21 protein-coding genes and 5 tRNA genes are annotated in these 24981 nt (G+C 60.4%); 20 read left to right on the top strand and 6 right to left on the bottom strand.

All coding sequences use genetic code 11. The features are described 5' to 3' along the window. Window positions 1–166 precede the first annotated feature (166 nt). The 7 genes from DXC67_RS09290 (at window position 167) to typA (ending at window position 3973) form a co-directional block, all read left to right on the top strand. Window positions 167–243: transfer RNA gene (locus DXC67_RS09290), tRNA-Ile, on the top strand. A 67-nt stretch (window positions 244–310) separates the two neighbouring features. Further along, window positions 311–386: transfer RNA gene (locus DXC67_RS09285), tRNA-Ala, on the top strand. Window positions 387–390: 4 nt separating this feature from the next. Beyond that, window positions 391–467, top strand: a tRNA-Ile gene (locus DXC67_RS09280). A 182-nt stretch (window positions 468–649) separates the two neighbouring features. Further along, entirely contained in the window at window positions 650–1150 is a 501-nt protein-coding gene (locus DXC67_RS09275) for a bifunctional nuclease family protein (RefSeq protein ID WP_089572578.1), read from the top strand. Window positions 1151–1180: 30 nt separating this feature from the next. Continuing rightward, the gene (locus DXC67_RS09270; protein WP_117638157.1) at window positions 1181–1537 is read left to right on the top strand and encodes a hypothetical protein; all 357 of its coding nucleotides are present in this window, start codon (window positions 1181–1183) and stop codon (window positions 1535–1537) included. Window positions 1538–1567: 30 nt separating this feature from the next. Further along, the gene (locus tag DXC67_RS09265) at window positions 1568–2017 is read left to right on the top strand and encodes a hypothetical protein (protein WP_089572580.1); all 450 of its coding nucleotides are present in this window, start codon (window positions 1568–1570) and stop codon (window positions 2015–2017) included. A gap of 117 nt (window positions 2018–2134) precedes the next feature. After that, complete coding sequence (gene typA / locus DXC67_RS09260; protein ID WP_117584035.1) at window positions 2135–3973, top strand: translational GTPase TypA; 1839 nt, start codon at window positions 2135–2137, stop codon at window positions 3971–3973. Window positions 3974–4102: 129 nt separating this feature from the next. Here the strand turns inward: typA and DXC67_RS09255 are convergent, their stop codons facing one another. From DXC67_RS09255 to DXC67_RS09235, 5 genes are all read right to left on the bottom strand, one after another. Next, window positions 4103–5248: a polymer-forming cytoskeletal protein gene (locus DXC67_RS09255; RefSeq protein WP_117638156.1), complete on the bottom strand. Its 1146-nt coding sequence runs from the start codon at window positions 5246–5248 to the stop codon at window positions 4103–4105. 106 nt (window positions 5249–5354) lie between these two features. After that, the gene (locus tag DXC67_RS09250; RefSeq protein WP_233503220.1) at window positions 5355–6044 is read right to left on the bottom strand and encodes a trimeric intracellular cation channel family protein; all 690 of its coding nucleotides are present in this window, start codon (window positions 6042–6044) and stop codon (window positions 5355–5357) included. 203 nt (window positions 6045–6247) lie between these two features. After that, window positions 6248–7255, bottom strand: a complete 1008-nt coding sequence (locus tag DXC67_RS09245) for a hypothetical protein (RefSeq protein ID WP_117564023.1) — start codon at window positions 7253–7255, stop codon at window positions 6248–6250. Window positions 7256–7675: 420 nt separating this feature from the next. After that, window positions 7676–7766: transfer RNA gene (locus DXC67_RS09240), tRNA-Ser, on the bottom strand. A gap of 48 nt (window positions 7767–7814) precedes the next feature. Further along, window positions 7815–7905, bottom strand: a tRNA-Ser gene (locus DXC67_RS09235). A gap of 505 nt (window positions 7906–8410) precedes the next feature. Here DXC67_RS09235 and rpsF point away from each other — a divergent pair. The 5 genes from rpsF (at window position 8411) to DXC67_RS09210 (ending at window position 11399) form a co-directional block, all read left to right on the top strand. Beyond that, window positions 8411–8704: a 30S ribosomal protein S6 gene (rpsF, locus tag DXC67_RS09230; RefSeq protein WP_006235831.1), complete on the top strand. Its 294-nt coding sequence runs from the start codon at window positions 8411–8413 to the stop codon at window positions 8702–8704. 48 nt (window positions 8705–8752) lie between these two features. Then, on the top strand, window positions 8753–9205 hold the full coding sequence (locus tag DXC67_RS09225) for a single-stranded DNA-binding protein (protein ID WP_006235830.1): 453 nt from the start codon (window positions 8753–8755) through the stop codon (window positions 9203–9205). Window positions 9206–9277: 72 nt separating this feature from the next. After that, entirely contained in the window at window positions 9278–9544 is a 267-nt protein-coding gene (rpsR, locus tag DXC67_RS09220) for a 30S ribosomal protein S18 (RefSeq protein WP_006235829.1), read from the top strand. Between the two features lie 15 nt (window positions 9545–9559). Continuing rightward, window positions 9560–10099: a 50S ribosomal protein L9 gene (rplI, locus tag DXC67_RS09215; RefSeq protein WP_117638155.1), complete on the top strand. Its 540-nt coding sequence runs from the start codon at window positions 9560–9562 to the stop codon at window positions 10097–10099. Window positions 10100–10316: 217 nt separating this feature from the next. Next, complete coding sequence (locus tag DXC67_RS09210; protein ID WP_158551338.1) at window positions 10317–11399, top strand: IS1595 family transposase; 1083 nt, start codon at window positions 10317–10319, stop codon at window positions 11397–11399. 71 nt (window positions 11400–11470) lie between these two features. Here the strand turns inward: DXC67_RS09210 and DXC67_RS09205 are convergent, their stop codons facing one another. Continuing rightward, complete coding sequence (locus tag DXC67_RS09205) at window positions 11471–11965, bottom strand: nucleotidyltransferase domain-containing protein (RefSeq protein WP_117629780.1); 495 nt, start codon at window positions 11963–11965, stop codon at window positions 11471–11473. Window positions 11966–12156: 191 nt separating this feature from the next. Here DXC67_RS09205 and dnaB point away from each other — a divergent pair, with 191 nt between their 5' ends. From dnaB to carB, 8 genes are all read left to right on the top strand, one after another. Further along, the gene (dnaB, locus tag DXC67_RS09200; RefSeq protein WP_117638153.1) at window positions 12157–13554 is read left to right on the top strand and encodes a replicative DNA helicase; all 1398 of its coding nucleotides are present in this window, start codon (window positions 12157–12159) and stop codon (window positions 13552–13554) included. 93 nt (window positions 13555–13647) lie between these two features. Further along, on the top strand, window positions 13648–14934 hold the full coding sequence (locus DXC67_RS09195) for an adenylosuccinate synthase (protein ID WP_055251352.1): 1287 nt from the start codon (window positions 13648–13650) through the stop codon (window positions 14932–14934). A gap of 118 nt (window positions 14935–15052) precedes the next feature. Next, a complete protein-coding gene (purD, locus tag DXC67_RS09190) occupies window positions 15053–16357 on the top strand; it encodes a phosphoribosylamine--glycine ligase (protein WP_117638152.1) in 1305 nt (434 codons plus the stop codon). A gap of 21 nt (window positions 16358–16378) precedes the next feature. Further along, window positions 16379–17074 carry an NUDIX domain-containing protein gene (locus DXC67_RS09185; RefSeq protein WP_187361906.1) on the top strand — a complete coding sequence of 232 codons (696 nt, stop codon included), beginning with the start codon at window positions 16379–16381 and terminating at the stop codon, window positions 17072–17074. A 184-nt stretch (window positions 17075–17258) separates the two neighbouring features. Next, window positions 17259–19031, top strand: a complete 1773-nt coding sequence (locus DXC67_RS09180) for an ABC transporter ATP-binding protein (protein ID WP_117638158.1) — start codon at window positions 17259–17261, stop codon at window positions 19029–19031. Between the two features lie 19 nt (window positions 19032–19050). Then, window positions 19051–20016 (top strand): hypothetical protein, encoded by a 966-nt coding sequence (locus DXC67_RS09175; protein WP_117564028.1) that lies wholly within the window; start codon window positions 19051–19053, stop codon window positions 20014–20016. Window positions 20017–20224: 208 nt separating this feature from the next. Then, window positions 20225–21664, top strand: coding sequence for a glutamine-hydrolyzing carbamoyl-phosphate synthase small subunit (gene carA, locus DXC67_RS09170; RefSeq protein ID WP_117638151.1), 1440 nt, complete (start codon window positions 20225–20227; stop codon window positions 21662–21664). Between the two features lies 1 nt (window position 21665). Continuing rightward, on the top strand, window positions 21666–24980 hold the full coding sequence (carB, locus tag DXC67_RS09165) for a carbamoyl-phosphate synthase large subunit (protein WP_117638150.1): 3315 nt from the start codon (window positions 21666–21668) through the stop codon (window positions 24978–24980). Window position 24981: the final 1 nt, after the last annotated feature.

Below are 24981 nucleotides of genomic sequence, written 5' to 3'. Positions count from 1 at the left end.
TTCCGCACGCAAAGAAGGCCACTTAATGTGGCCTTCGTCTTGCGCAGGACTGTCCGAGCAGCAAACCAAAACCATCTCGCCGGCCCAGCGACCATCCCTCCCAAAGATTTTCAAAAAAGTTGTTGACGCGCGCGTAACGACTCGTCTAATATATCCCTTGCGCGATGGACCTGTAGCTCAGTTGGTTAGAGCGTCCGGCTGATAACCGGGAGGTCACAAGTTCGAATCTTGTCAGGTCCACCACTTTCTTTCGCAATAAACACCCCAGCGAGAGCCGAGTCGCCGCTGGGGTGTTTATTACTTTCTCCGTGGGGGTTTAGCTCAGCTGGGAGAGCGCGGGCTTTGCAAGCCTGAGGTCAGGGGTTCGATCCCCCTAACCTCCACCATGATGGACCTGTAGCTCAGTTGGTTAGAGCGTCCGGCTGATAACCGGGAGGTCACAAGTTCGAATCTTGTCAGGTCCACCATCAAAACTGTGAAGAGCCTCGAGGGTTTCCTCGGGGCTTTTTTCTTACCTGCTGGAGTAGTCAAAAGAGCCCCGTCCCAAAAAGACTACTTTGATTTTGTGTGCTGTGCGAAAGTTTGGGTAGTATAGCTATTCAATGCGGCGGGCTGCCGCGTGTTAACCGCTACGTACCGGAGGTGTTCCATGGTTCGTGTCGACATAGAGACCATCGTCATGGCCGCCGGTCCCGTGCCATCGCTTATCGTGCTTCGCGAGCGCTGCAGCAAATCGGACTTGCCCGCGCCGCTGCGTTCCCTTTCCATTCAGACTGGTTCGTTTGAAGCTGCTGCCATCAGCCGCGGCATCGATAGCGGTCGCGCCGAGCGCCCGATTACCCATGACCTGTTGCTCGATACCGTTGACGCCTTGGGCGCCAAACTCGAGCGCATCGAGATCGTTCGCGCCGAGCCGCCGGTGTTTTACGCGACGATTGTCGTACTGGCCGATGGTGACGAGCGCAAGATCGATGCCCGCCCCAGCGATGCCATCGCCCTTGCCGTGCGCAGCAATGCTCCCATGTTTGTGGAGGACGACATCATGAATCGCCTGGGCACCGTTTCTGCCCATGCCGAGGAAGTCGACGACGAGCAGGAGTTCGAGAAGTTCGACGAGTTCGTCCATACGCTCTCCCCCGATGATTTCTAAATGTCTGGCACGCGAGCGGAGAGGTCGCTGATGGGTACCCGCGTATCGGCTGAAGCGGCCGCCATCGCGCGTGAAGCCCAGATGCGCTCGGAGGCATCCGAGGCGGCTCGCATCGCCTATGTGACGCAGGCCCGCACGCTTCGCGAGCGCCGCGGCTCCTATATCAAGATGGTTATCATCTCCGCCCTTGTCGCGGTAATCTGTTCTCGTCTTCGTGGTACAGTTGGTGCGCTTGGGTTTTCGATTTCAACAGGCTTGGTAATCTGGGGTGTGGTCGATGCGGTAATGCTGACCAACCAGATCAAGGTACTCGACAAGCGCGCGATGGATATGGTGCGCGCCCGCGACGCTGCCGCCAAGATCGCTGCCGAGGCACAAGAACTGTAACGACGCCGGATTCGATGGGAAGGTCTAGAGATGGCACAGGATATGCAGGACGCCGGTAACGTCTCCGCCGAGCTCGACGCCATGGTGTGTGACCTGATTGGTGCGTTCTTGGACGACCTTGCCGCCGGTGAGAATCCGGGCGTAGTTGTGGCGATCGAGGACGCTGCTTCCAACCGCTATCTGGCCGCGCTCGACGAGGATGGCGAGGAGGCATGCCTGGAGGCCGCCACCAACTTTATCTCCGAGCACAAGATGGGTCTTAAGGACGAGGGCCTGGGCCGTATCGCCCGCTATGCTATCGGCTATACCGGCTGTGTCGAGATTGACGGCGGCTACCACGACGCTCTGCTCGTGAGTTTCTTTGAGACGACGCTCGAGAGCGGTTTTTCGGCATATGTGCTGTATGAGGGCATGGGTGCCGGCGATGGTTTTATGTGGAGCGACCCTGAACCTGCAGGTGAGGAAACCCCTCTCATCTAAAATCGCTAAAATAAACGAGTTTTCGGTAAAAGGCTCAATATTCCCGCTGAGCGTTGTATCGCTGGGCGGGCCGCATACGCGTGCCGTTTGTATATGGATAGAAGATAGGGGAACTACATGCGCGTAGACAATCTGAGGAACATCGCCATCATCGCCCACGTCGACCACGGCAAGACGACGATGGTCGACAAGCTCCTGCGTGCCACGGATGCCTTCCGTGCCAACCAGCAGGTCGAGGACCGCGTCCTGGACTCTAACGACCAGGAGCGCGAGCGCGGCATCACGATTCTCGCCAAGAACATCTCTATCGAGTACAAGGACGTCAAGATCAACGTCATCGACACCCCGGGCCACGCCGACTTTGGCGGCGAGGTCGAGCGCGTGCTGCGTATGGCCGACGGCGCCCTGCTGCTGGTCGACGCCTTTGAGGGCCCCATGCCCCAGACCCGCTTCGTGCTGCGTCACGCTATCGACACCGGCCTCAAGATCATGATCGTCATTAACAAGATCGACCGTCCGGGTGCTAACCCCGAGAAGGCCTACAACGACTGCCTCGACCTTATGGCCGACCTGGGCGCTACCGACGATCAGCTCGAGTTTGCCATGGAGCACGTCATCTACGCCAGCGGCGTCAACGGCTTTGCCCGTCATGATCCCGAGGACGGCAACATGGACATGTACCCGCTGCTCGATATGATCATCGACGACATGCCCGCGCCCGAGGTTGACGAGACCGCGCCCCTGGCCATGCAGTGTGTGACCATCGACCACTCCAACTTCGTTGGCCGCATCGGTATCGGTCGCGTGTACTCCGGTACCATTCACCAGGGCGACCAGATTCTGGTCGTCAAGAACGACGGCTCCAGCGCTACCGCTACCGTCAAGCAGCTCTTTACCTTCGACTACCTGGGCCGTACCGAGTGCCAGGAAGTCGGCGCTGGCGACATCGCCGCCGTCGTGGGCATTGACCGCACCGATATCGGCGATGTCTACACCGACCCCGAGAACCCCGTCGAGCTCGAGCCCATCGAGATCGACCCGCCGACCCTGTCCATCGTCTTTGAGGCTTCGACCTCTCCGCTCGTCGGCCGTGATGGCGACATTGTGGGCGCCCGTCAGCTCAAGGAGCGCCTGTTCAACGAGGCCGAGAACAACGTGACCATGAAGATCGAGGAGCTCGAGGACAAGAGCGGCGTCGAGGTCTCTGGCCGCGGCATCCTGCACCTGTCCGTCCTGATGGAGTCCATGCGCCGCGAGGGCTTTGAGTTCCAGGTCGGCCGTCCCCGCGTTCTGTTTAAGAAGGACGAGAACGGCAACAAGATGGAGCCCGTCGAGCAGGCTGTTGTCGAGTGCCCGGACGAGTACTCGGGCAAGGTCGTCGAGGTCTTCGGCACCTCCGGTGGCATCATGACGAGCATGGACACCTCGGGCATCGTGACCCATCTTGAGTTCAAGATCCCGACGCGCGGCATCATGGGTCTTAAGAACCGCATCATGAACGTCACCCACGGCGAGGGCGTGTTCTACCACACCTTCCTGGAGTATGGCCCCTACGCCGGCGAGATCGGCAACCGACAGAACGGCGCCATGATCTCCATGACCACCGAGAAGGCCGTTGCCTACGCTCTGGGCACGCTGCAGGAGCGCGGTCAGCTGTTTGTTGAGCCGGGTACCGAGTGCTACGAGGGCATGATCGTGGGCGAGCGCAGCAAGGCCGGCGACATGGTCGTCAACATCGCCCGCACCAAGAACCTGGGTAACCAGCGTTCCTCGACCTCCGACATCTCCGTGCAGCTGGTGCCGCCTCGCACCTTCTCTCTGGAGGAGGCGCTGGAGTACATCGCCGACGACGAGCTGGTGGAGATTACTCCCAAGAACATCCGCCTGCGCAAGCGCCTGCTCAACGCCACCGACCGTAAGAAGGCAGCCGTCCGCGCTGGCCAGGTCAACAAATAAGCGCTGGGGCTTATAACTGCCAATAAGAAAGGGCGTCGACCGCAATGGTCGGCGCCCTTTTTGGTGCACGGGGATTGAGAAGGCCTTCACAACCACAAAGGTGCCTGTCCCCTTTGCGGTGATTGGTGGTTAGGCGGTGGGGAGTCCTGGCGTGTTAGCCGGCTGCTGCGGCTTGAGGTGGGCGTTGCGCCAGATGATCTGGATGACGTAGCCGAGCGTGAAGACGAAGGCTACACCGCTGACAAAGTTGCCCATAAGAGGAAGTGCCGTGAGTGCGCCCGCGACGATACCGCCCACGGCGGCCATGGTGTAGCGGTTCTGATTGTGTCCGACCATGCGTGCGATCGCGGTACCCGTAAATGCCGCCGAGATCAGAGCGAGTCCGATGATGCCGCACATGAGGGTGCCGGCGAGCGACAGGCCTGCAATCGAGATGATGAGCAGCAGGACGGCGGGAACGACGGCGACCGTGCCCAGAAGACCGCTTACCCACAGCGGCGTGGGACACTGATGCAGCATGCCGGCGGCACTGGCGGTTGCGCGCGGAAAGACAAGCTCAAGCAGGATGGCGACAAAGCCGGTGGAAAGCGCTGCGGCAACGATGCCGCCGATAATGTCGTTGACCGTAGAGGTGTCCTCGTTTTCGGTTCGGTCGATCTTGAGGGCTCCGACCTGGGCACCCTCTGCCCGCTCGGGATCCTGTGAGACGTGGGCGCTCACCGTGCCGGTGATGCAGGCGTTTTTGCCCAGGATGAGCTTGTCGGCCCAGACCTCAACATCGCCATCGACGGTGCCATCGATGGTAACGGTGTCGCCGGCGAGCGCCGCCGATTTAGCGGAGCCGCGCAGGGCGACCGTCTCGCCTACCGCGTAAAAACAGTTGGCGGTGCTACCGGTGTTAAGGACGACGTGCTGGCCGGCTACCGTCACGCTGCCATCGATTGTGGTTTTGGCGATATCGATGGTACGCGCCGCCAGGCGAACGGCGCCGCCTACGGTGCAGTCGCGAATCGACAGGCTCTCGCCCGCCGCGATAATATCGCGGCCGATGGAGGCATCGTCTAAGTTGAGGCTTTGGCCGGCCCAGTACAGGTCGCCTTCGACCCCGGACGGGGTGGAGTCAGCTTCGGTCGTGAGCACGTTTCCGGCGGTATCTGTGCCGGCGAATGAAGCCGTGGGAAGTACGGTCAGCGCAAGCACAATCAGTGCAAATAGGAGGGCGATGCGGCCCCGCGCTTTACGGCGCCGGGACGACGGTGCTAGGTTGTAAGGCATAGTGAATCCTTCGCTAGATACTCGACATGTATCTAACAGGGTACCCAACGCGCGGTCGCTCTAAAAGAACCTCTCGGTTGCATTTCGAAGGGTCGTGCCGTGCTGTCTACTTTTTGCGATGCAAGAAGCGCGCGATGTCTTCCTCGGTGGGGCTTTTGATGTCAAAGCGCAGCGAGAGCCAGCGCAGACCCATGGTCACGACAACGCATACGATTAGCGCGGCGACATTGCTGACCAAGCCACTCATGACGAGGCTTACATAGCTTGCCGATCCGGCGATGGCCGCGATGGCATAAAAGTTAGTGCGTTGGAAAATGCCCGGAACCACGCCCATAAAGCCGTCGCGCAACATGCCGCCGCCCACCGCGGTGAAAAAGCCCATCATGATGCATACGGCCGGCGCAAAGCCGTAGACCAGTGCCTTGTCCGCGCCGGTTGCCGCATAGATGCCGACCGAGATGATGTCGAGCAGGGGAATGAGTTTCTCGGGTTTATCGACGATTGCCGGGAAGATGTAGATGATGGCCGCCGTGGCGATGGAGAGCGGCAGCGCCATTGGCTGGTTGAGGATGTAGACGTTGCCCACTTGCAGTGTCATGTCGCGTAAGAGACCGCCGCCCAGGCCACAGACAACGGCGAGTGCGACCGCGCCCACCAGGTCGAGCTTATGCTCGCGCGCGACCAGCACGCCCGAGATCGATGCCGCGACAACAGCGAACATCTCGAGCCAAAAGGGGATAGCGACCATGGCATCCGAGGCATGTGAGGTAACGGTCATAGCGGCGACGACGGGCAAGATGGAATCCTTCTGATTGCGAGTTTAGACAATGCCCGTACATAGTACATGGTTGGCGGCGATTGCGACCCCATTGCTCGGCAAACGGTAGGGGTTGGGTGCGGTCATAGGTTCCAAACATGTATACCAGCCTCCAAAGATGTCGAAAAATGTCGTTTTTGGCGGATGATGTACATGTTTTGGCGCGCGCCGAGCGGGCGACGTTACTCGGAGGGCGTCTCTATGTCCTTCGTGCCCTTCCAGTTGCGGATAAGTGCCTTTCGCAGTTCGTTTTGCTTTCGCTGATACTCGGCATCCGTGCAGCGGGGCATACCGAGTGCTTCGCGGATATTGTTCATGGCACGGTGAAAAGCGAGTTGACTGGCAAATTGCGCTGAGGTGAGTGTGACAATGCGATAACCCATTTGGGCGAGCACAGCTTCGCGTTCCGCATCTGCTCCCTTACGGCCAGTCTCGTCGTGAAAGCCACCCTTATATTCGATGCCGAGCTCTCTGCGCTTATAGGTAATGAGGGCATCGATTTTGAGTGTTCGGGCTTTGGTGCAATGCCAAAGACGTTGAGGGATCTCGAGCGGTCGGTTGAGCTCGATGCCTCGAATGCCAACGCCGCCTTCGCTTGTTGGAAGTGAAAGTGCGATTGCCGATGCAGCCTCCATAGGCGAGACCGAGTGGTCGTAGACATGTCTGAGCGCGAGTCGCGCGCGTGTGGCACCGGGTTTGCCAGGGTGTTGATCGAGCAGTTCGACAATTTCGTCCTTGGAGGTGGTTGCTGGTTGCTCGGTATAAGGGTCAGAGGGATTAAGGCCCATGCGATAGTCGCCGCAAACTTCGTAGCCATACTCGAGGTATTCGATTCTATCCATCCACTCGGCGGCGAGCACGAAGGTGAAGGCTTCGTCGGTGATAAAGATGCCGGGCGTAAGCTCGTCAATATGGCCATAGGGTAGGCTTTGGCCGAGAACATGGCAAGTGACGCCGTTGGTGCGAATTCGCTCGAAAGCAAACACTACGGAGATATCGATAGTCTTGAACATATCGGGCGGAATGCCGCAGTCGGTGAGGGCCTGTCGTATGCGCGCGATGCGTTGCTGGGTGGAGAGACCTCTTGCGCCTATCTGGTAGTCGTGTTGCGCGACCGCTTGAACCCGGCCTTGCGGCGCGTGATGGACGAGCCATGCAGTTTTATGCGAAATGAGAACAGGGGTATCCATTGGGGACCTCTCGCTCTGAGTCGATACCCAACTCTTATGTCCGTTGAGGTGGGGAAATATACCGAATGCGAGTAAGCCGACTCATGCACGGCGTGTGTCATATACAAACGTGTACACCACCCTCCAAAAACGACATTTTTTGACATCTTTGGAGGGTGATGTACATGTTTGGGATGTTGGGTTGGGATTGAACGTGATGGGGGTGTGGGTTGAAGAGGAGGGATGTCTAAATTTTGAGCGGAGCTCAAAATTTATTCGGTCGGCTTGCGCCGACCGCGCTGCGCTAAAAACGCGCCACTGGCGCGTTTTCTTTACGCTTTGCGTCCTGACGGGTTCGAATCCCTCCTCCTCCGCCGTATTTGCTCGTAAGGGACTCTAAACAAAAAAAGCCCCCGTTTTCGGGAGCTTTCTCAACCAAAATGGCGGAGGAGGAGGGATTCGAACCCTCGTGACCTTATACAGGCCAAACGGTTTTCGAGACCGCCGCATTCAACCACTCTGCCACCCCTCCGCGTGGGGTAAAAACAAAGCAGGCTCGAAGGCCTGCTTTGGAATTAACTGGCGGAGAGTCAGGGATTTGAACCCTGGAGACGCTTTTGACGCCTACACGATTTCCAATCGTGCTCCTTCGGCCACTCGGACAACTCTCCGTTAAATGCGAAAGTCAGTATACACGAGGAATCGCAAAGTGCAAACAGAAAAGTTGGCATTTTTTAAAACGCTTGGCCGTGCTTGGCGCTGCAGTGGGGCTTGAGGTCCCAAAAAACGGCTTCCGACCAGCGTGGTTGATCAACTCAATTGTTCAAAAAAGGGTATTCATAAGCGACTTGGCAATGAATTTAAAAATCTTTGGGTGGTGCTGTGGGCCACTGGTATGCATTTTGCGACCACAGCCTTGTGCCCGCTGACCTGCGGCTTGGCTCAGCTTGTCCCCACGGCACCGTATCTTGAACACAGATCCGTCAAGCATTTGGTCAGCATTTGGTTGGAATGCGCATGAAGTGCCGTGTGAGCATGGACATATGTGGAGGTCATGAGGTTGTAGCTGCATATTCTTGCAGCCTAGGAGGTTGAAAGATATTATTACCAAGTCTTTTCCTGCTTCAGGCGCACCTTCACGACCTGAAGCCACATTTGCCCAGAGGAGGTGACAATATGAAGGCTTATGAACTGCTGTTCTTTGTTGACCCGTCGCTCGACCCCGAGACTCGTCTCGCTGTTATGAAGCGTATCGATACCACGATCGCTGAGGGCGCTGGCAAGGTCGACTCCGTTGACGAGTGGGGCAAGCGCAAGCTCGCCTACGAGATCAACGACCTCACCGATGGTGACTACACCCTCATCAACTTCCACGCAGATCCTACCCAGATCGCCGAGCTTGATCGCGTCCTGCGCATCACCGACGCTGTGGTCCGCCACATGATCGTCCGTCGCGACGACCAGGAGTAAGACTGTCGTTTTGGACTGGGCTTGTGCCCCAAGAGGAAGTAGTGAGTTATGAGCATCAATCGAGTGAACATCACCGGTAACCTCACCCGCGATCCCGAGCTGCGCGCCACCGCCGGCGGAACCCAGGTTCTGTCCTTTGGCGTCGCCGTGAACGATCGTCGCCGCAACGCGCAGACTGGCGAGTGGGAGGACTATCCCAACTTTGTCGACTGCACCATGTTCGGCACCCGCGCCGAGGCCGTGAGCCGTTTCCTGGCAAAGGGAAACAAGGTCGCGATCGAGGGCAAGCTGCGCTACAGCTCTTGGGAGCGCGACGGTCAGCGCAGGAGCAAGCTTGAGGTCATCGTCGATGAGATCGAGTTTATGAGCTCCCGTGGTGGCCAGGGTGGCTACGATCAGGGCGGTTACGCCCCCGCAGCTCCCGCGCCCGCAGCACGTCCTGCCGCACCGGTGGCCACGCCGCCCGCGGTCGACGTCTACGATGAGGACATCCCGTTTTAAGGGTTGTTCACCTATTTTTGAGTGAGAGGCGGCTTCGGTTCGCCGAAGTTGCCAAATGAAAGGTATTTTGACATGGCTAATGATTTTTCTGCACGTCAGCCGCGTCGTAAGTACTGCCAGTTCTGCAAGGAGAACACTGAGTTCATCGACTATAAGGACACTCAGCTTCTCCGTAAGTACATGACCGACCGTGGCAAGATCAAGCCCCGTCGCGTCACTGGCGCTTGCACGCAGCATCAGCATGACATCGCCAACGCCATCAAGCGCGCCCGCGAGATGGCCCTCCTGCCGTACACCGTCCCCGTGGTTTCCTCTCGTGGCAACCGCGACCGCGGCTAAGAAGGGAGACGCATCATGAAGGTTATTCTTCTCGATGAGATCAAGGGCAAGGGCGGCGAGGGTGACGTCGTAGAGGTCGCTCAGGGTTACGCTGAGAACTTCCTGTTCCCCAAGAAGCTCGCTGTTGCCGCCACCAAGGGCAACCTCAAGCAGCTTGACGAGCGTCGCAACAACATCGCCAAGCGCGAGGCCGTCCGTCTGGCTACCGCCAACGAGACCAAGGCTGCCCTCGAGGGCAAGCAGGTCACCGTCGACGTCAAGGTCGGCGACGAGGGCATCCTCTTTGGCTCCGTCACCGCCGCTATGATCGCTGACGCCATCAAGGATCAGCTCGGTATGGACATCGACCGCAAGCGCGTCGAGCTCGGTAAGCCCATCAAGGTTGCCGGTGCCCACACCGTTGCCATCTCGCTGTACCGCGAGATCAAGGCCGAGGTTGTCGTTCTCGTCGGCGTTACCGCCGAGGAGCTCGCTGCCGATGCTGAGGTCGAGGAGGCCGCTGAGGTCGCCGAGGCCGAGACCACCGAGGTCGAGACCGAGGCTGCTGCCGAGTAGCATTTGCTGCAACGCAACAATCTTGTTCTAAGAAGGGCGCTCTGGGAGACCGGGGCGCCCTTTTATTTTTTGCGCTGAGTGGGTGTCACGTCATACATTGAGATGCAGTCCCACATAAGCGTTGTGTTAGACCACTTTGGATAAGTGTCCTGCACGCAGTACACGCGACGGGGCCCCGGTTGCGACAATTCCATCATCAGGAGAGATGGAGGTTGCAATGGAAGACGTGCTCACCCAGCTGACGAGGCAGTTCCTCCCGCAGATGACGGCTGCCGAGAAGAGCAGAGCCCTGAGATCGCTCAAGGCGCTGATAGACGCGGAGCTTTTCGAACTCGCGGCAAGCGAGGGGGCGGAAGACGATCCCGACAGAGCCTGCCCCTGGTGCGGCTCCCCGCATTACGTGAAGAGGGGGCGAGACGGGCGCGGCCGTCAGCGGTTCCTCTGCCGAGGGTGCGCCAGGACCTTCACCGACGCCACCATGCGCATCTTCTCCACCACCAAGCTCGACAGGTCGGCCCGGATGAGGTTCGCGGAGTGCCACGTGGACATGCTCCCGCTGCGCGAGTCGGCGGAAAAGTGCGGCGTGTGCCTCAAGACGGCGTTCTTCATGCGCCACAGGCTGCTCGAGGCCATGGCCAAGCGCATGCCCGCCTTCCGCGTGGAGGCCGGCGGCGGGGCCGAGCTCGACGAGTGCTTCTTCAGGGAGAGATTCAAGGGAAACCGCTCCAGGTCGGAGTCCGGCATGCCCAGGAAGCCCCGCACAAGGTCGCAGGGAACCGACGGGCACGAGAAGATATGCGTGCTCACCGGCATCAACGACGCCGGCGACATCTTCTACGAGATCGCGGGGAGGGGCGGCCTCGACGAGGCGGCAGCTAGGGAGCTGCTCGCCGACAAGCTCGCGGTCGGCGCGATAATCTCGACGGACCGTGCGCACGTGTACCGCCGCGTCCTGCCCGCCCTCGGCGTCGGCGCGCACATCGCCAGCAAGAGGGAGGAGCACGCCATCAACAGGGTGAACAGCCTCCACTCCCAGATGAGGCACTTCATCGGCAGGTTCCGGGGTGTCTCCACGAGACGCCTCGAGAACTACCTCGCCTGGTTCAAGTGGACATGGTGCTTCAAGGTCCGCAGGAGTGCGGACGAGCTCGCCGAGCTCATAGTGAGGCAGGCAGCCCGCGGCACGTACGAGAAGACCTGGCGCCAGTACAAGGTGACCCCCTATCCGTTCTACGAGTACTGGATCAAGCAGGCGAAATGGGACTCGCGTGCGCGGAGGGCCATATACGGCGTGGCGTGATGTCCAGGGCGGTCTGGCGCAGCGCATCCGCGGCAAGCGCTGAAGTCGTGCCCCGATGCAAATAGCAACAGCTAGCGATATTCTTCGGGAACGTCGAAACCGTACTCACGGCATAGGAGCATGACATCGTGGGCGTCGTGCTCGTCATGCTGATAGCCCAAGTGAAACAACAGCTGGCTTTCGGGGTCGATGCACGACACCTCCACCTCGCCGATGCGCCCCCTCCCCGAAAAGACCTCCCCGGGAAAACGATCTCCCTGATACAGAATATCGCCATTCTCGGCGAAATCGAAGCAATGCAGGTCGACGATGCGCCCCGCCTCGTCTTGCCACACCGTGTGATCTTCGGTGGTGAAAGATGCAGCCACCTCGGAAAACCCCTCATCAGCAATTAGATCCACGAACCTTTGGTAATCCCCGCGCTGAACGAACAGGTCGATGTCGTTATGAGCCCTGGTCTCACGCCCGACAAGCGCATCGATGCCCCAGCCGCCATCAAGGTATACGCCAATGCCCGCACCTGCGGAAAGGCCGATTATCCAACACGCATCATCCTTGGTGACCATAGGAGCTCCTTCGCTTTCGCCTGCTATCTAAGCAAGAAAGATTATAGGAAAAGTCCCAGTATCCAAAGCGGTCGGGACACAACGCACATAAGGGACCGTTCATCCGTTTGGTTCGGTGATGATTATTAAGGCGCGCCTCGATTTAAAGCTGTGGCTGATACTATGGATGCTCGCAAGCGATATGAATGAGGATGCTCATGGCATACGACGATAGGGAGACGGGGCTGACGGTTGAGGACCGCGGCTCCAAGTTGGGTCTCCCCCAAAACCAAGATGCAGAGGCCAACGTACTGGCCGCTATGCTGCTATCGCCCGAGGTGGTCGAAGAGGCCCAGGTCGAGCTGCAGCCCGATGACTTCTACCGGCCCATTCATAAGACCATCTATACCGCGATGGTCGATATGTACAACAGCCGCATTCCCATCGACTCCATCTCGCTGATCGATTACCTGAGAAGCATTAACAAGCTTGATGCCGTGGGCGGCGAGGCCTATATTTTGGAGTTGATGGGTCAGACCCTGTCGCTCGTCAACTGGCAGCACCATGCCGCTATCGTTCGCCGCGATTCGATGCTGCGTGAGTTGATCGGCGCCACCAACGAGATCAACGCGCTGGCCTATAACGCTCCCACCGACACCAAGGAGGTCGTGGAGCTGGCCGAGAGCAAGTTGCTCAAGGTCACGGCGCGCGAGGTCAAGTCGAGCTACAAGACGCTGACCGAGTTTATGGTCGAGGCCTATAACGAGGCCGAGGAAGTGTGCCAGGCAGGCGGCCAGGCTGCGGGCGTGCCCACGGGCTTCCCGTCGCTCGACCGCATACTCATGGGTTTTCGCGAGGGCCAGCTCATCATCATCGGCGCCCGCCCTGCTGTGGGTAAGACGTCGTTCGCCCTGAATCTGGCGCTCAACGCTGCCGCGGCCGGTTATACCGTCGGCTTCTTCTCGCTGGAGATGTCGGGCAAGGAAATTGCCCAGCGTCTGATTTGCGCCTACGCCATGATTTCGATCAGTGACTTCCGCATGGGCCGCATTAGCCCCGAGCAGTGGGCCAATATCAACGAGGCCACGCAGACCTTGTCCAAGCTCGATATTCTGATTGACGATACGCCCGGCACCACAGTGACCGAGATTCGCGCCAAGAGCCGCCGCATGCTCCACAACAAGGAGAAGGCCATCATCATCCTGGACTACCTGCAGCTGGTGAGTCCTCCGCCGGGACGCCGCTCCGAGAGCCGTACCGTCGAGGTCTCCGAGATGTCGCGTGGTCTGAAGATCATGGCCAAGGAACTCAAGATCCCGCTCATCGCGCTGTCGCAGCTCTCGCGTCAGGTCGAATCCCGTACCGGCAAGCGCCCGCAGCTTTCCGACCTTCGTGAATCGGGCTCCATCGAGCAGGACGCCGATATCGTTATGTTCTTGGACCGCTCCGCCGATGAGGCCGAAGCCTCGCGCGACGATCGACCCGACGAGGGCGTTACGCGTATCGTCGTGGCCAAGAACCGTTCGGGCCCGATCGGCGACGTCGACCTGATGTTCCTGCCGGCATCCACCAAGTTCTATGAGCTTGATGGGGCACATGCCGAGGAGTAGGACAGGCGCCCGTTGCACGGGTATACTGGGAATGTTTTGTGCTTCTGCGTGCCGGCGTGGCGCGTAGACAGTCCATGAATGTAAGGAGTAAACATGCCGTCAACCGTTTTGGTCGGTGCCCAGTGGGGCGATGAGGGCAAGGGTAAGATTTGCGACCTGGTCGCCGGCGACTTCGATGCCGTCGTGCGCTACTCGGGCGGCAACAACGCCGGTCACACCATCGTCGTCAACGGCAAGAAGTACGGCCTGCACCAGGTGCCCTCCGGCATCATGTATTCCGACCACGTGTCGGTGATCGGTAACGGCTGCGTCGTCAACCCCAAGGTTGTCCTTGAGGAGATCGACATGTTCGAGGCCGACGGCATCACCACCAAGAACCTCAAGATTAGCGGCAACGCGCATGTCATCATGCCGTACCACATCGATCTGGATGGCGCCTTTGAGCAGAAGCTCGGCAAGAAGAACATCGGTACCACCAAGCGCGGCATCGGTCCGTGCTACCAGGACAAGATGGCCCGCATCGGCCTGCGCATGCAGGACATGCTGGACGAGGCACTGTTCCGCGACAAGCTGGAGACCGCTCTTGCCCGCGTGAACCCCGAGCTTGAGCTCATCTACAACCTGCCCACCTACACCGTGGACCAGATTTGCGACGAGTATCTGCCCATGGCCGAGCGCCTGCGCCCCTACATCACCGAGACGAGCTTGCTGCTCAACAACATGATCGACGAGGGTAAGGACCTGCTGTTTGAGGGCGCCCAGGCCACGCTGCTCGACATCGACCACGGCACCTATCCGTACGTGACGTCTTCTAACTGCACCGCCGGCGGCGCCATCACCGGTTCCGGCGTGGGCATGAAGAACGTCGACCGCGTGCTGGGCGTCATGAAGGCCTATATCACCCGTGTCGGTTCGGGCCCCATGCCCACCGAGCTTTCCTATGAGTCCGAGGCCGGCCACACGCTGACCGAGGAGGGCTATGAGTACGGCGTGACCACCGGTCGCCGTCGTCGCTGCGGCTGGTTCGACGGCCCCATCGCCAACTACGCCTCGCGTGTCAACGGCCTCACCGACATCGCCCTGACCAAGCTCGACGTGCTTTCGGCCTTCGACACCATCAAGGTGTGCGTGGCCTACGACGTCGATGGCGAGCGCTACACGAGCGTGCCCGAGCATCAAGTGCGCTTTGAGCACGCCAAGCCCATCTACGAGGAGCTCCCCGGCTGGAAGTGCGACATTACCGGTTGTCGCAGCTTTGACGAGCTGCCGCAAGAGGCTCAGGACTATGTGGCGTTTATCGAGGATCTGGCACACACCCGCGTGACGTTCATTGGCGTTGGCGCTGGTCGCGAGCAGATTATCAACCGATTCTGGAAGTAATCGGGATCATTTGGTTATTGCGATATACCCCTTTGCAGCCCAAGTGGGCGGCCGAGGGGTATATTTGCTTGCAAAGGGCTCGCGCGGAGCGGGCTATTCATCCATAGAGGAGGCACCCTTGAAGGCGGACACTCAAACCATCGACATCCTGTTGTTGGGCAGCGGCGGCCGCGAGCATGCTTTGGCAGCAAAGCTCGCAGCATCACCGCGCGCCGGCAAGCTCTACATCGCGCCGGGCAACGGCGGCACCGCGAGCTGCGGCGAGAACGTTGTTCTCGACGACTGCGATCCTACGGCCGTGGCGGCGTTTGCTCAGAGCCACGGATGCGGACTCGTGGTAATTGGTCCCGAGGCTCCGCTCGTGGCGGGCGTGGCCGACGCCGTGCGCGCGGCGGGTATTCCCTGCTTTGGCCCGGGTGCCGAGGGCGCCCAGATGGAGGGCTCCAAACTGTTCTCCAAGCAGCTCATGGAGCGCGCCGGTATCCCGACGGCAGCCTATGGTTCATTTACCGACGAGGCTTCGGCTCTCGCCTACGTGCGTGAGCAGGGCGCTCCGTTGGTCGTCAAGGCCGACGGCCTTGCCGCGGGCAAGGGCGTTATCGTGGCGACCGAACTTGAGCAGGCCGAGGAGGCCGTGCGCGAGTGCTTTGGCGGCACCTTTGGCGACGCCGGCAACACCGTGGTCATCGAGGAGATGCTGACCGGCCCCGAGTGCTCGCTGCTGGCCTTTACCGACGGCAAGACCGTGCGCCCCATGGCCACCTCGCAGGACCACAAGCGCGCGCTCGAGGGCGACAAGGGCCCCAACACCGGCGGCATGGGCGTCTACAGCCCGGTGCCCATCGTGACTGACGAGGAGCACGCCACCATGGTGAAGGTCATGGAGCAGACCGTGGCCGAGCTTGCTGCCGAGGGCATCGACTACCGCGGCTGCCTGTATGGCGGCTTTATGCTCACGCCTGCCGGCCCCAAGGTGCTGGAGTTCAATGCCCGCTTTGGCGACCCCGAGACGCAGGTCGTGCTGCCGCGCCTTAAGAACGATCTGGTCGAGGTCATGCTCGCCTGCGCCAACTGCGAGCTCGACCAGATTGAACTCGACTGGCGCGACGAGTGGGCCGTGGCCGTTGTCCTGACGAGCGCGGGCTACCCCGGCAGCTACGAGAAAGGCAAGGTCATCACCGGTATTGAGGATGCCGAGGCCATGGAGAACGTGACGGTGTACCACGCGGGCACTGCCGTGGTGGACGGCCAGCTCGTGACCAATGGTGGCCGCGTGCTTGCCGTGACCGCTCTGGGCGACACGTTCGAGAACGCTCGCAACCTTGCCTACGAGGCCTGCGAGAAGATTGATTTTGAGGGCAAGACCCTGCGTCACGACATCGGCTTGCGCGCGCTGCGCGGCCGCGACGCCTGGGATGCCTAAAATCCGAGAGGAATGAGACGGATGGACGAGAAGAACGAAGAACTCGTGGACGCGCAGATCGTCGAGGAGGACAGCCGCATGTATGGGCACGCCGAGGGCGAGCCTGGTGGCGAGGTCGCTGACGAGCCGGCGCTGGTGCTGGGCGACGACGACCCGCACGATGCCGAGCTGCACGAGAAGATTCTTTCGGAGGAGTGCGCCTGGAAGGGCAAGATCCTCGACGTCCACCGTCTTGAGGTTGAGCTGCCCAACGGTCGCCGCAGCGCCCGCGATATCGTTCGCCATCCGGGTGCGGCGGCCGTTGTGGCACTGACCGAGAGCGGCAAGATCGTACTGGTGCGTCAGTACCGCACCGCCATCGACCGCGTGACGGTCGAGATTCCCGCCGGCAAGCTCGACCCGGGCGAGGACCCGCTCGATTGCGCCAAGCGCGAACTGCATGAGGAGACGGGCTTTAGGGCCGGTCGTATTCGCTTTTTGACGTCGATTGTCACGTCATGCGGTTTTTGCGATGAGATCATCCACATCTACTTGGCTACCAAGCTCGAGTTTGATGCGCCCAACCCCGATGATGACGAGTTTGTCAACGTGGACCTGGTGCCGCTGCACGAGCTGATCGACGCCGTGCTCGACGGCAAGATCGAAGACGCCAAGACCGTTGTAGGCGCGCTTGCCTGCGACAGCATCGCACACAGGCTGGGCGGAGCGGAGATTTAACGAGCGGGAATGATCCCGCAGGTTTGTGTAAGTCAGCGAAAGTGCTCCATTTGAGACAAGGTGGCCTAAAAGAGGAGGGAAGCGTATGGGTATACGCGACCGACGATTGAAGGCCAGATTGTCCAAATGGAGCACTTGCAGCGTCGAGATGAAACGCGGTTTGGTAAAACCGCGTAAGGTGATTATGCTGAAGAGGTTTCTTTCGTATTACAAGCCCCAGATGGGGCTTTTTGTTGCTGATACTGTTTGTGCTCTGGTGCTTGCCGCCATTGACCTGGCGTTCCCCATTATCCTGCGCAATCTGACCGGTGGGCTGTTTACCCAGGGTCAGGCTGCCATTATGCAGGCGCTCGGCATGATCGCGGTGGGCTTGGTGCTGATGTATGCCATCCGCTGCGCCTGCCGCTATTTTGTGAGCTATTGGGGTCACGTGATGGGCGCGCGTATGGAGTCCAAAATGCGCGAGGACCTGTTCGACCAGTATGAGCGCTTTAGCTTTGCGTACTTCGACCGCAACAGCTCGGGCGACATGATGAGCCGCGTGGTCAACGACCTGTTCGATATCTGCGAGGCGGCGCACCACGTGCCCGAGTGGATCATCATCTGCGGCATCGAGATTATCGGCTCGTTTGTGATCCTCTTTACCATCGCCCCGGTGCTGGCGCTTGCCATGGCTGCGGTGACAGCAGCGTTTTCGGTCATCATGTTTTGGCAGAACATGCGCATGCGCGAGGTCTTTAGCGACAACCGCAAAAAGATCAGCGGCATCAATGCGCAGCTGCAGGATTCGCTGGCGGGCATGCGCGTGGTCAAGAGCTTTGCCAATGAGGAGACCGAGCGCTTCAAGTTCCGCGCCTCCAACAATCGCTATCTTTCGTCCAAGGAGAACATGTATCACGCCATGGGCGTCTATACCGCGACGTATGGCCTGCTCTCGGGTGTGCTCTATGTGATCGTGGTGCTGCTGGGCGGCTGGCTGGTCGCCCAGGGACAGCTGCAGGCGGTCGATATGGCGACCTTTGCACTCTATATTTCGCTGTTCTGCACGCCGCTCGAGACACTCGTCAATTCGGCCGAAACGTATCAGAAGGCCATCGCCGGCTTTAAGCGCATGGACGAGGTGCTCTCGACCGCGCCGGATATCCAGGACAAGCCGGGCGCTACGGATCTGCAGGTGACTGCCGGCGCCGTGGAGTATCACGACGTGTGCTTTAACTACGAGGACGTTGAGCTGGGCGAGGGCGATGCCGAAGAGCGTCCCGTTATCGACCATATGAACCTGTCCATCAAGCCCGGGCAGACCATCGCTTTGGTTGGCCCTTCGGGCGGTGGCAAGTCCACGACCTGTTCGCTGCTGCCGCGCTTTTATGACGTGGCTGCCGGATCCATTAGCATCGACGGTCAGGATGTACGCGATGTGACGCAGCAGAGCCTGCGCCGCGCTATCGGCCTGGTGCAGCAGGATGTCTACCTGTTTGACGGAACAATCGGCGAGAACATCGCCTACGGCAAGCCGGGCGCCACGGCAGAAGAGATCGCCGGAGCCGCCCGTCGCGCCAACATCGATGCATTTATCGAGTCGCTTCCGCAGGGCTATGACACCGTGGTGGGCGAGCGCGGCAGCCGTCTTTCGGGCGGACAGAAGCAACGCGTCGCCATCGCGCGCGTGTTTCTCAAGAATCCCAAAATCTTGATCTTGGACGAGGCGACGAGTGCTTTGGATAACGAGAGCGAGGAGGCGGTGCAGGAGTCACTCGAGGAGCTGGCACGCGGCCGTACCACAATCATCATCGCCCACCGTCTTTCGACCATTAAGCACGCCGATGAGATTGCGACCGTTGAGCATGGTCGCGTTGTGGAGCGTGGCACGCACGAGGAGCTTCTCGCCCGTGGCGGCACCTATGCCCGTTACTATCGAATGCAGTTCGAAGGTGTGCGTGCGCACGAGCTCGACTGATTGATATGACAGGAAGTTTATGGCTGACAAGAACCCTTTGACTCCGGAAGAAGTGACGGAGTTATTCTCCGAAATCGATGCATCCGGTGTCTTGGATCCCACGCTTGCCAAAAAGCGAACCGAGCGCATGCGTGAGAAGGAGGCTGCGGCCAAGCGCGGTGACAAAGCGGCGCTAGCGCAGCTGCGCAGCGAGGACCGCGCGAGCCAGGCAAAACATATCGACCCGCTGTCCGAGGACGACCCTTCGGGCTCGCAGGTGAGCCATACCATTACGAAGACTGCCATGGCCGTGGTCATTGGCATCTTGGTGCTGATTGTGGGCATGCAGATTGGCTACGGCGTGATGCGACGCCTGAACACCGCCAACCTGTCCGAGAGCGTTTCGGTGGATACCGTTTCGACGGCGCTGAAGGGCGGCCTTGAGTGGGGCAACGGCTTTACGCAGTTCCCGCTCGACTTTACCGTCGATGAAGCTGATGAGCGTACGGGCACGGTCGAGGTGACGGTGTTGGACACATCGTCTGCCAACGAGCTCGAGCTGCTGTCCAACGGGCAGATTCAGGCCGCTGCGCTTGCGACCAACGCGCTGCTCAACGATAAGATCGACCGCGTGGTGTATAACGTTCACGCCTATATCGACGAGGATAGCAACATTCAGCACGATTCCTTCTTTGGCATGTTTCCCGCGCGGGGTCATCAGAGCGCCATTTTGACGTTTGTGTGGACCAAGAGCTCATCCAACGCCACGAGTATCGACTGGAAGATGCGCATCGTAAGCATGGACGACACCATTGCCGAGCGCATTCAAAAACAGGTGAACTCGGTTTCGTCGCTGATCGAGGACCCGGTGGTGAGCCAGACCAAGATTGACGAGGAAAAGGCCGAACGTGACCTGGAGCATCGTCTGCATGGCCGCGAGATTTTCCGCGGCGGCAAGCCCGATCGCTCACCGTCCGATCTGCTGGAACAGGACAAGCAAAAGTAAGAGGCCATTATCCCGCGTGAGCCACAAGCCCACGCGGGATAATTTTTCTGGGACGGGGATTAAATAATCATTATGCATAGAAAGTCATAATTATCATTTCGTAAACATTTCGATGAAATTAACGCCATGAGGCATGCTTGCGGTTACAATACCGCGAGGCCTAACTACACACCTTTAAGCCGGTCCTGTGAGACCGGGAAGGAGAATTATGGCGAACAACCATACCGCGGGCGCTGCCGCCCGCACCTTCGCGCCCAGCGAGCTTTGCCAGCGTATGCTGGCCAAAACCAGCAAGGGCACCTGCGGTCCCTGTATCCTGTATCTTGAGGATGGGACCATTTTTTATGGACGTGCATGCGGCGCCGAGGGCACCGCGACCGGCGAAGTCTGCTTCAACACCTCGCTCGAGGGCTACTTTGAGGTCATGACCGACCCGAGTTATGCCGGCCAAATTGTAACCATGACCTATCCGCAGATCGGCAATTACGGTATCGACGAGACCGATGTCCAGTCGGCCTTCCCCGGCGACGCCGTGCGCCCTGCGAGCGCTCCGGCTATGCGCGGCATGATCGTTCGCGATATGTGCGCCACGCCTTCTAACTGGCGCTCGGCCGTTAGCGTGCCGGAGTACCTGCGCGCTCACGGCATCGTCGCTATCGAGGGTATCGACACCCGCGCTCTGGTGCGCCATCTGCGCGACAATGGTTCCAAGATGGGCATTATCTCGACCGAGATCTTCGACGTCGACGAGCTTGCCGAGCGCTTGTCCGCTGCGCCCACGCTGGTAGGCGAGAACCTGGTCAAGACCGTAAGTTGCCCCGCGCCTCACGAGTTTGTGGCCGCCGACCTGCCTGCCACGCATGACTTTGCGCTTGCGGCTGCCGCTCCTGCCCGTCACAAAGTGGTCGCCTACGACTGCGGTGTGAAGCGCGGTATTCTGGAGGGCCTGGTCCGTGCCGGCTGCGATCTCACCGTCGTGCCGTGGGATACGCCCGCCCAGCAGGTGCTCGACATGAATCCCGATGGCGTCTTTTTGTCCAACGGCCCCGGCGACCCCGATGCCGTGGTGGAGACCTATGAGCAGGTACAGCAGCTGATCGGCAAGGTGCCGGTCTTTGGCATTTGCCTCGGTCACCAGATGATCAGCCTGGCCTGCGGCGCCCAAATGGAAAAGCTTAAATTCGGTCACCGTGGCGGTAACCAGCCGGTTATGAATCTGGTGAGCCGTCGCGTGGAGATCACCGCGCAAAACCACGGCTTTGGCCTGCTGTTCCCCAGTCTGGGCAAACTGATTCCGGAGCTTTCCGGCGGCGAAACCGAGCATGCGGCCGACGGTGACCTGCGCGCCTGGGTGCGTCGCGGCATCGCGCCGGTCGTGATGAACGAGCGCTTTGGTCGCATTCGCCTGACACATGTGAACCTCAACGACGGCACCGCCGAGGGCATCCAGCTGCTCGACGCCCCGTGTTTCTCGATCCAGTACCACCCCGAGGCTTCGCCTGGCCCCACCGATGCCCACTATCTCTTTACCGCCTTTACGCGACTCATGGACGGCGAGGAGAACTACCTGGACATCGACACCGCGAAGGACCGCCTCGCCGGCTGGAATTTCGCCGAGTCCGAGAACGCTGCGACCGAGGAGAACTAACATGCCTAAACGTACTGACATCAAGCGCATCCTCGTTATTGGTTCGGGCCCTATCGTCATTGGCCAGGCCTGTGAGTTCGACTACTCCGGCGCACAGGCCTGCAAGGTGCTCAAGGAGGATGGCTTTGAGGTCATCCTGGTCAACTCCAATCCGGCGACCATCATGACCGACCCGGGTCTTGCCGACCGCACCTATGTCGAGCCCATCACCGCCGAGTTTATCGAGCGCGTAATCAAGAAAGAGCGCCCGGACGCGCTGCTGCCCACGCTGGGCGGCCAGACCGGTCTGAACGCCGCCGTCGAGCTGGCAAAGGACGGCACGCTCGACAAGTACGGCGTCGAGATGATCGGCTGCGACCTGGCCGCTATCGAGCGCGGCGAGGACCGCAAACTCTTTAACGAGGCCATGGCCGAGATCGGCCTGGAGGTTGCGCGCTCGGGCTATGCCTACAGCGTGGCCGACGCCGAGGCTATCGCCGAGCGCGTGGGATATCCCTGCGTACTGCGCCCGAGCTTTACCCTCGGTGGCGCCGGCGGCGGCATCGCGCATACCCACGAGGAGCTCGTCTCCATCGTGAGCCAGGGCCTTGAGCTCTCGCCTGCCCATGAGGTGCTGGTCGAGGAGTCCATCGAGGGTTGGAAAGAGTATGAGATGGAGGTCATGCGCGACCACGCCGGCAACGGCATCATCGTGTGCTCCATCGAGAATCTCGACCCCATGGGCGTGCACACCGGCGACTCCATCACCGTGGCGCCGGCGCAGACGCTCTCCGACCTTGAGTACCAGCGCATGCGTGTCGCCTCGCTCGCCATCTTGGGGAAGATCGGCGTCGAGACCGGCGGCTCCAACGTGCAGTTTGCCGTGAACCCCCAGACCGGCCGCCTGATCGTCATCGAGATGAACCCGCGCGTGAGCCGTTCGTCCGCACTGGCCTCCAAGGCCACGGGCTTCCCCATCGCCAAGGCCGCCGCTCGCCTGGCCGTGGGCTACACGCTCGACGAGATCGTCAACGACATCACCAAGGCAACGCCCGCCTGCTTTGAGCCCACAATCGACTACTGCGTCGTCAAGGTGCCGCGCTTTGCCTTCGAGAAGTTTAAAGGCACTGATCCTACGCTCACCACGCGCATGAAGGCCGTGGGCGAGATTATGGCGATCGGCCGCACCTTTGAGGAGGCCTTCGGCAAGGCCATGCGCTCACTGGAGGACGGTCACCAGGGCATCTGCGCCGGTGGCAAGGAGGGTGCCGACAAGCTGAGCGACGATGAGCTCGCTCAGGCCGTGGCAACCCCGACCGAGCACCGCATCTTCTTTGTGGTCGAGGCCCTGCGCCGTGGCTGGGACATCGCCCACATCCATGCCATCTGCGGTATCGATCCGTGGTACCTCAACCGTATCAACGACATGGTGCAGGTCCAGGAGAGCATCCGCGGCCTGCGTGTGGAGGATATCGACGCCGACGCGATGCGCCTGCTCAAGCAGTACGGCACGAGCGACGCCGAGATTGCCGCGCTGACCGGCTCGGACGAGCGCTTTGTGCGCGCCTATCGCAAGGGTCTGGGCGTGGTTCCCAGCATGAAGACGGTCGATACCTGCGCTGCGGAGTTTTCGAGCGCCACGGAGTACCACTACAAGACGTACGAGAACATCTACCGCACGAGCCCGGATGCCAAGAAGTGCGTGGCTCCCGACGAGACCACGCCGGCGGACAAGCCCAAGGCGATGATCCTGGGCGCCGGCCCCAACCGCATTGGCCAAGGTATCGAGTTCGATTACTGCTGCGTGCACGCGAGCTACGCACTGGCGGCTCGCGGCTTCGAGACCATCATAGTCAACTGCAACCCCGAGACCGTTTCGACTGACTACGACACCTCGGACCGCTTGTACTTTGAGCCGCTCACCTACGAGGACGTCATGGACGTTATCGATGTCGAGCGCCCCGACGGCGTCGTGGTGACGCTCGGTGGCCAGACCCCGCTTAAGCTGGCGCGCATGCTCGAGGAGAGCGGCGTGAACATTATGGGCACCAAGCCCGATGCCATCGACTTTGCCGAGGACCGCGAGCGCTTCGCCGCTCTGCTCGACAAGCTGGGCATCATGTACCCGCCGGCGGGCCAGGCCACCTCGTTTGAGGAGGCCGAGGCCGTGGCCGCGCACATCGGCTATCCGCTGCTGGTGCGCCCGAGCTATGTGCTGGGCGGCCGCGGCATGATGATCGCCTACGATGCCGAGCATCTGCGCGATTACATGGCCGAGGCTGCGCGCATTAGCCCCGACTACCCGGTGTACCTGGACCGCTTCCTGGAGGGTGCGATCGAGTCCGACGTCGACGCCCTGTGCGATGGCGAAGAGGTATACATCGGCGGCATCCTGGAGCATATCGAGGAAGCCGGTATTCACTCCGGCGACTCCGCGACCTGCATCCCGCCGTTCAGCTTTAGCGAGAGCCTGCAGGCGAAGCTCCGCGAGACCACGCGCCGCATCGCGATGGCGCTGGGCGTGCGCGGTCTGGTCAACGTGCAGTACGCCATTAAGGGCGAGACCGTTTACGTGATCGAGGCCAACCCGCGCGCCAGCCGTACCGTGCCGTTTATCTCCAAGGCCACCGGCGTGCCGCTGGCCAAATGCGCGGCGCGCATCATGGCAGGCGATTCCATCGCGAGCTTGGGCCTGCCGAGCGACGAACGTCAGCTGGACTGGTTCTGCATGAAGGAAGCCGTTATGCCCTGGGGTCGTTTCCCGGGCGCCGACGTCATCCTGGGGCCCGAGATGAAGTCGACGGGCGAGGTCATGGGTATCGCTAAGAGCTATCCCGAGGCATACGCCAAGACGCAGCTGGCGATCGACTACAGGCTGCCCGACCCGAGCGCCGGCAAGGTATTCATCAGCGTGTGCGACCGCGACAAGCGCCACATCCTTTCGGTCGCGCGTATCCTGCGTTACCTGGGCTTTGACATCTGCTCCACCGAGGGTACGGCGCGCGTGCTGCGTGGAGGCAACGTGACGTGCGAGATCGTGGAGAAGATTAGCGGCCCGCACGACGGCGAGCGCCCCAACATCGGCGACCTCATCGCCGATGGCAAGATCGCGGTGATCATCAACACGCCGTACGGTCCGGGCTCGCGCGGCGACGGCTATCTGCTGCGCACCGAGGCGGTGCGACGCGGTGTGACCTGCGTGACCGCGATGTCTGCCGCCAACACGTATGTGAGTGCCATCGAGGCGGTGCGCGAGGACCAGCAGGGTCACGGCAGCGCCAACGACATGGGCATGGACGTCATCGCCCTGCAGGACCTGCCGCAGTACACGGTGTAGA

Origin of the sequence: Collinsella sp. TF07-1 (assembly GCF_003437235.1) — a bacterium.
Lineage (GTDB): Bacteria > Actinomycetota > Coriobacteriia > Coriobacteriales > Coriobacteriaceae > Collinsella.
Note: the sequence above shows the minus strand (reverse complement) of the source record. Positions and strands in the feature narration are given on the sequence as shown.

Bases quoted from the DNA above. Each gene is read 5' to 3' on its own strand.
- DXC67_RS09275 (WP_089572578.1), top strand. From the start codon at position 650: ATGGTTCGTGTCGACATAGAGACCATCGTCATGGCCGCCGGTCCCGTG.
- DXC67_RS09270 (WP_117638157.1), top strand. From the start codon at position 1,181: ATGGGTACCCGCGTATCGGCTGAAGCGGCCGCCATCGCGCGTGAAGCC.
- DXC67_RS09265 (WP_089572580.1), top strand. From the start codon at position 1,568: ATGGCACAGGATATGCAGGACGCCGGTAACGTCTCCGCCGAGCTCGAC.
- typA (WP_117584035.1), top strand. From the start codon at position 2,135: ATGCGCGTAGACAATCTGAGGAACATCGCCATCATCGCCCACGTCGAC.
- DXC67_RS09255 (WP_117638156.1), bottom strand. From the start codon at position 5,248: ATGCCTTACAACCTAGCACCGTCGTCCCGGCGCCGTAAAGCGCGGGGC.
- DXC67_RS09245 (WP_117564023.1), bottom strand. From the start codon at position 7,255: ATGGATACCCCTGTTCTCATTTCGCATAAAACTGCATGGCTCGTCCAT.
- rpsF (WP_006235831.1), top strand. From the start codon at position 8,411: ATGAAGGCTTATGAACTGCTGTTCTTTGTTGACCCGTCGCTCGACCCC.
- DXC67_RS09225 (WP_006235830.1), top strand. From the start codon at position 8,753: ATGAGCATCAATCGAGTGAACATCACCGGTAACCTCACCCGCGATCCC.
- rpsR (WP_006235829.1), top strand. From the start codon at position 9,278: ATGGCTAATGATTTTTCTGCACGTCAGCCGCGTCGTAAGTACTGCCAG.
- rplI (WP_117638155.1), top strand. From the start codon at position 9,560: ATGAAGGTTATTCTTCTCGATGAGATCAAGGGCAAGGGCGGCGAGGGT.
- DXC67_RS09210 (WP_158551338.1), top strand. From the start codon at position 10,317: ATGGAAGACGTGCTCACCCAGCTGACGAGGCAGTTCCTCCCGCAGATG.
- DXC67_RS09205 (WP_117629780.1), bottom strand. From the start codon at position 11,965: ATGGTCACCAAGGATGATGCGTGTTGGATAATCGGCCTTTCCGCAGGT.
- dnaB (WP_117638153.1), top strand. From the start codon at position 12,157: ATGCTCATGGCATACGACGATAGGGAGACGGGGCTGACGGTTGAGGAC.
- DXC67_RS09195 (WP_055251352.1), top strand. From the start codon at position 13,648: ATGCCGTCAACCGTTTTGGTCGGTGCCCAGTGGGGCGATGAGGGCAAG.
- DXC67_RS09185 (WP_187361906.1), top strand. From the start codon at position 16,379: ATGGACGAGAAGAACGAAGAACTCGTGGACGCGCAGATCGTCGAGGAG.
- DXC67_RS09180 (WP_117638158.1), top strand. From the start codon at position 17,259: ATGCTGAAGAGGTTTCTTTCGTATTACAAGCCCCAGATGGGGCTTTTT.
- DXC67_RS09175 (WP_117564028.1), top strand. From the start codon at position 19,051: ATGGCTGACAAGAACCCTTTGACTCCGGAAGAAGTGACGGAGTTATTC.
- carA (WP_117638151.1), top strand. From the start codon at position 20,225: ATGGCGAACAACCATACCGCGGGCGCTGCCGCCCGCACCTTCGCGCCC.
- carB (WP_117638150.1), top strand. From the start codon at position 21,666: ATGCCTAAACGTACTGACATCAAGCGCATCCTCGTTATTGGTTCGGGC.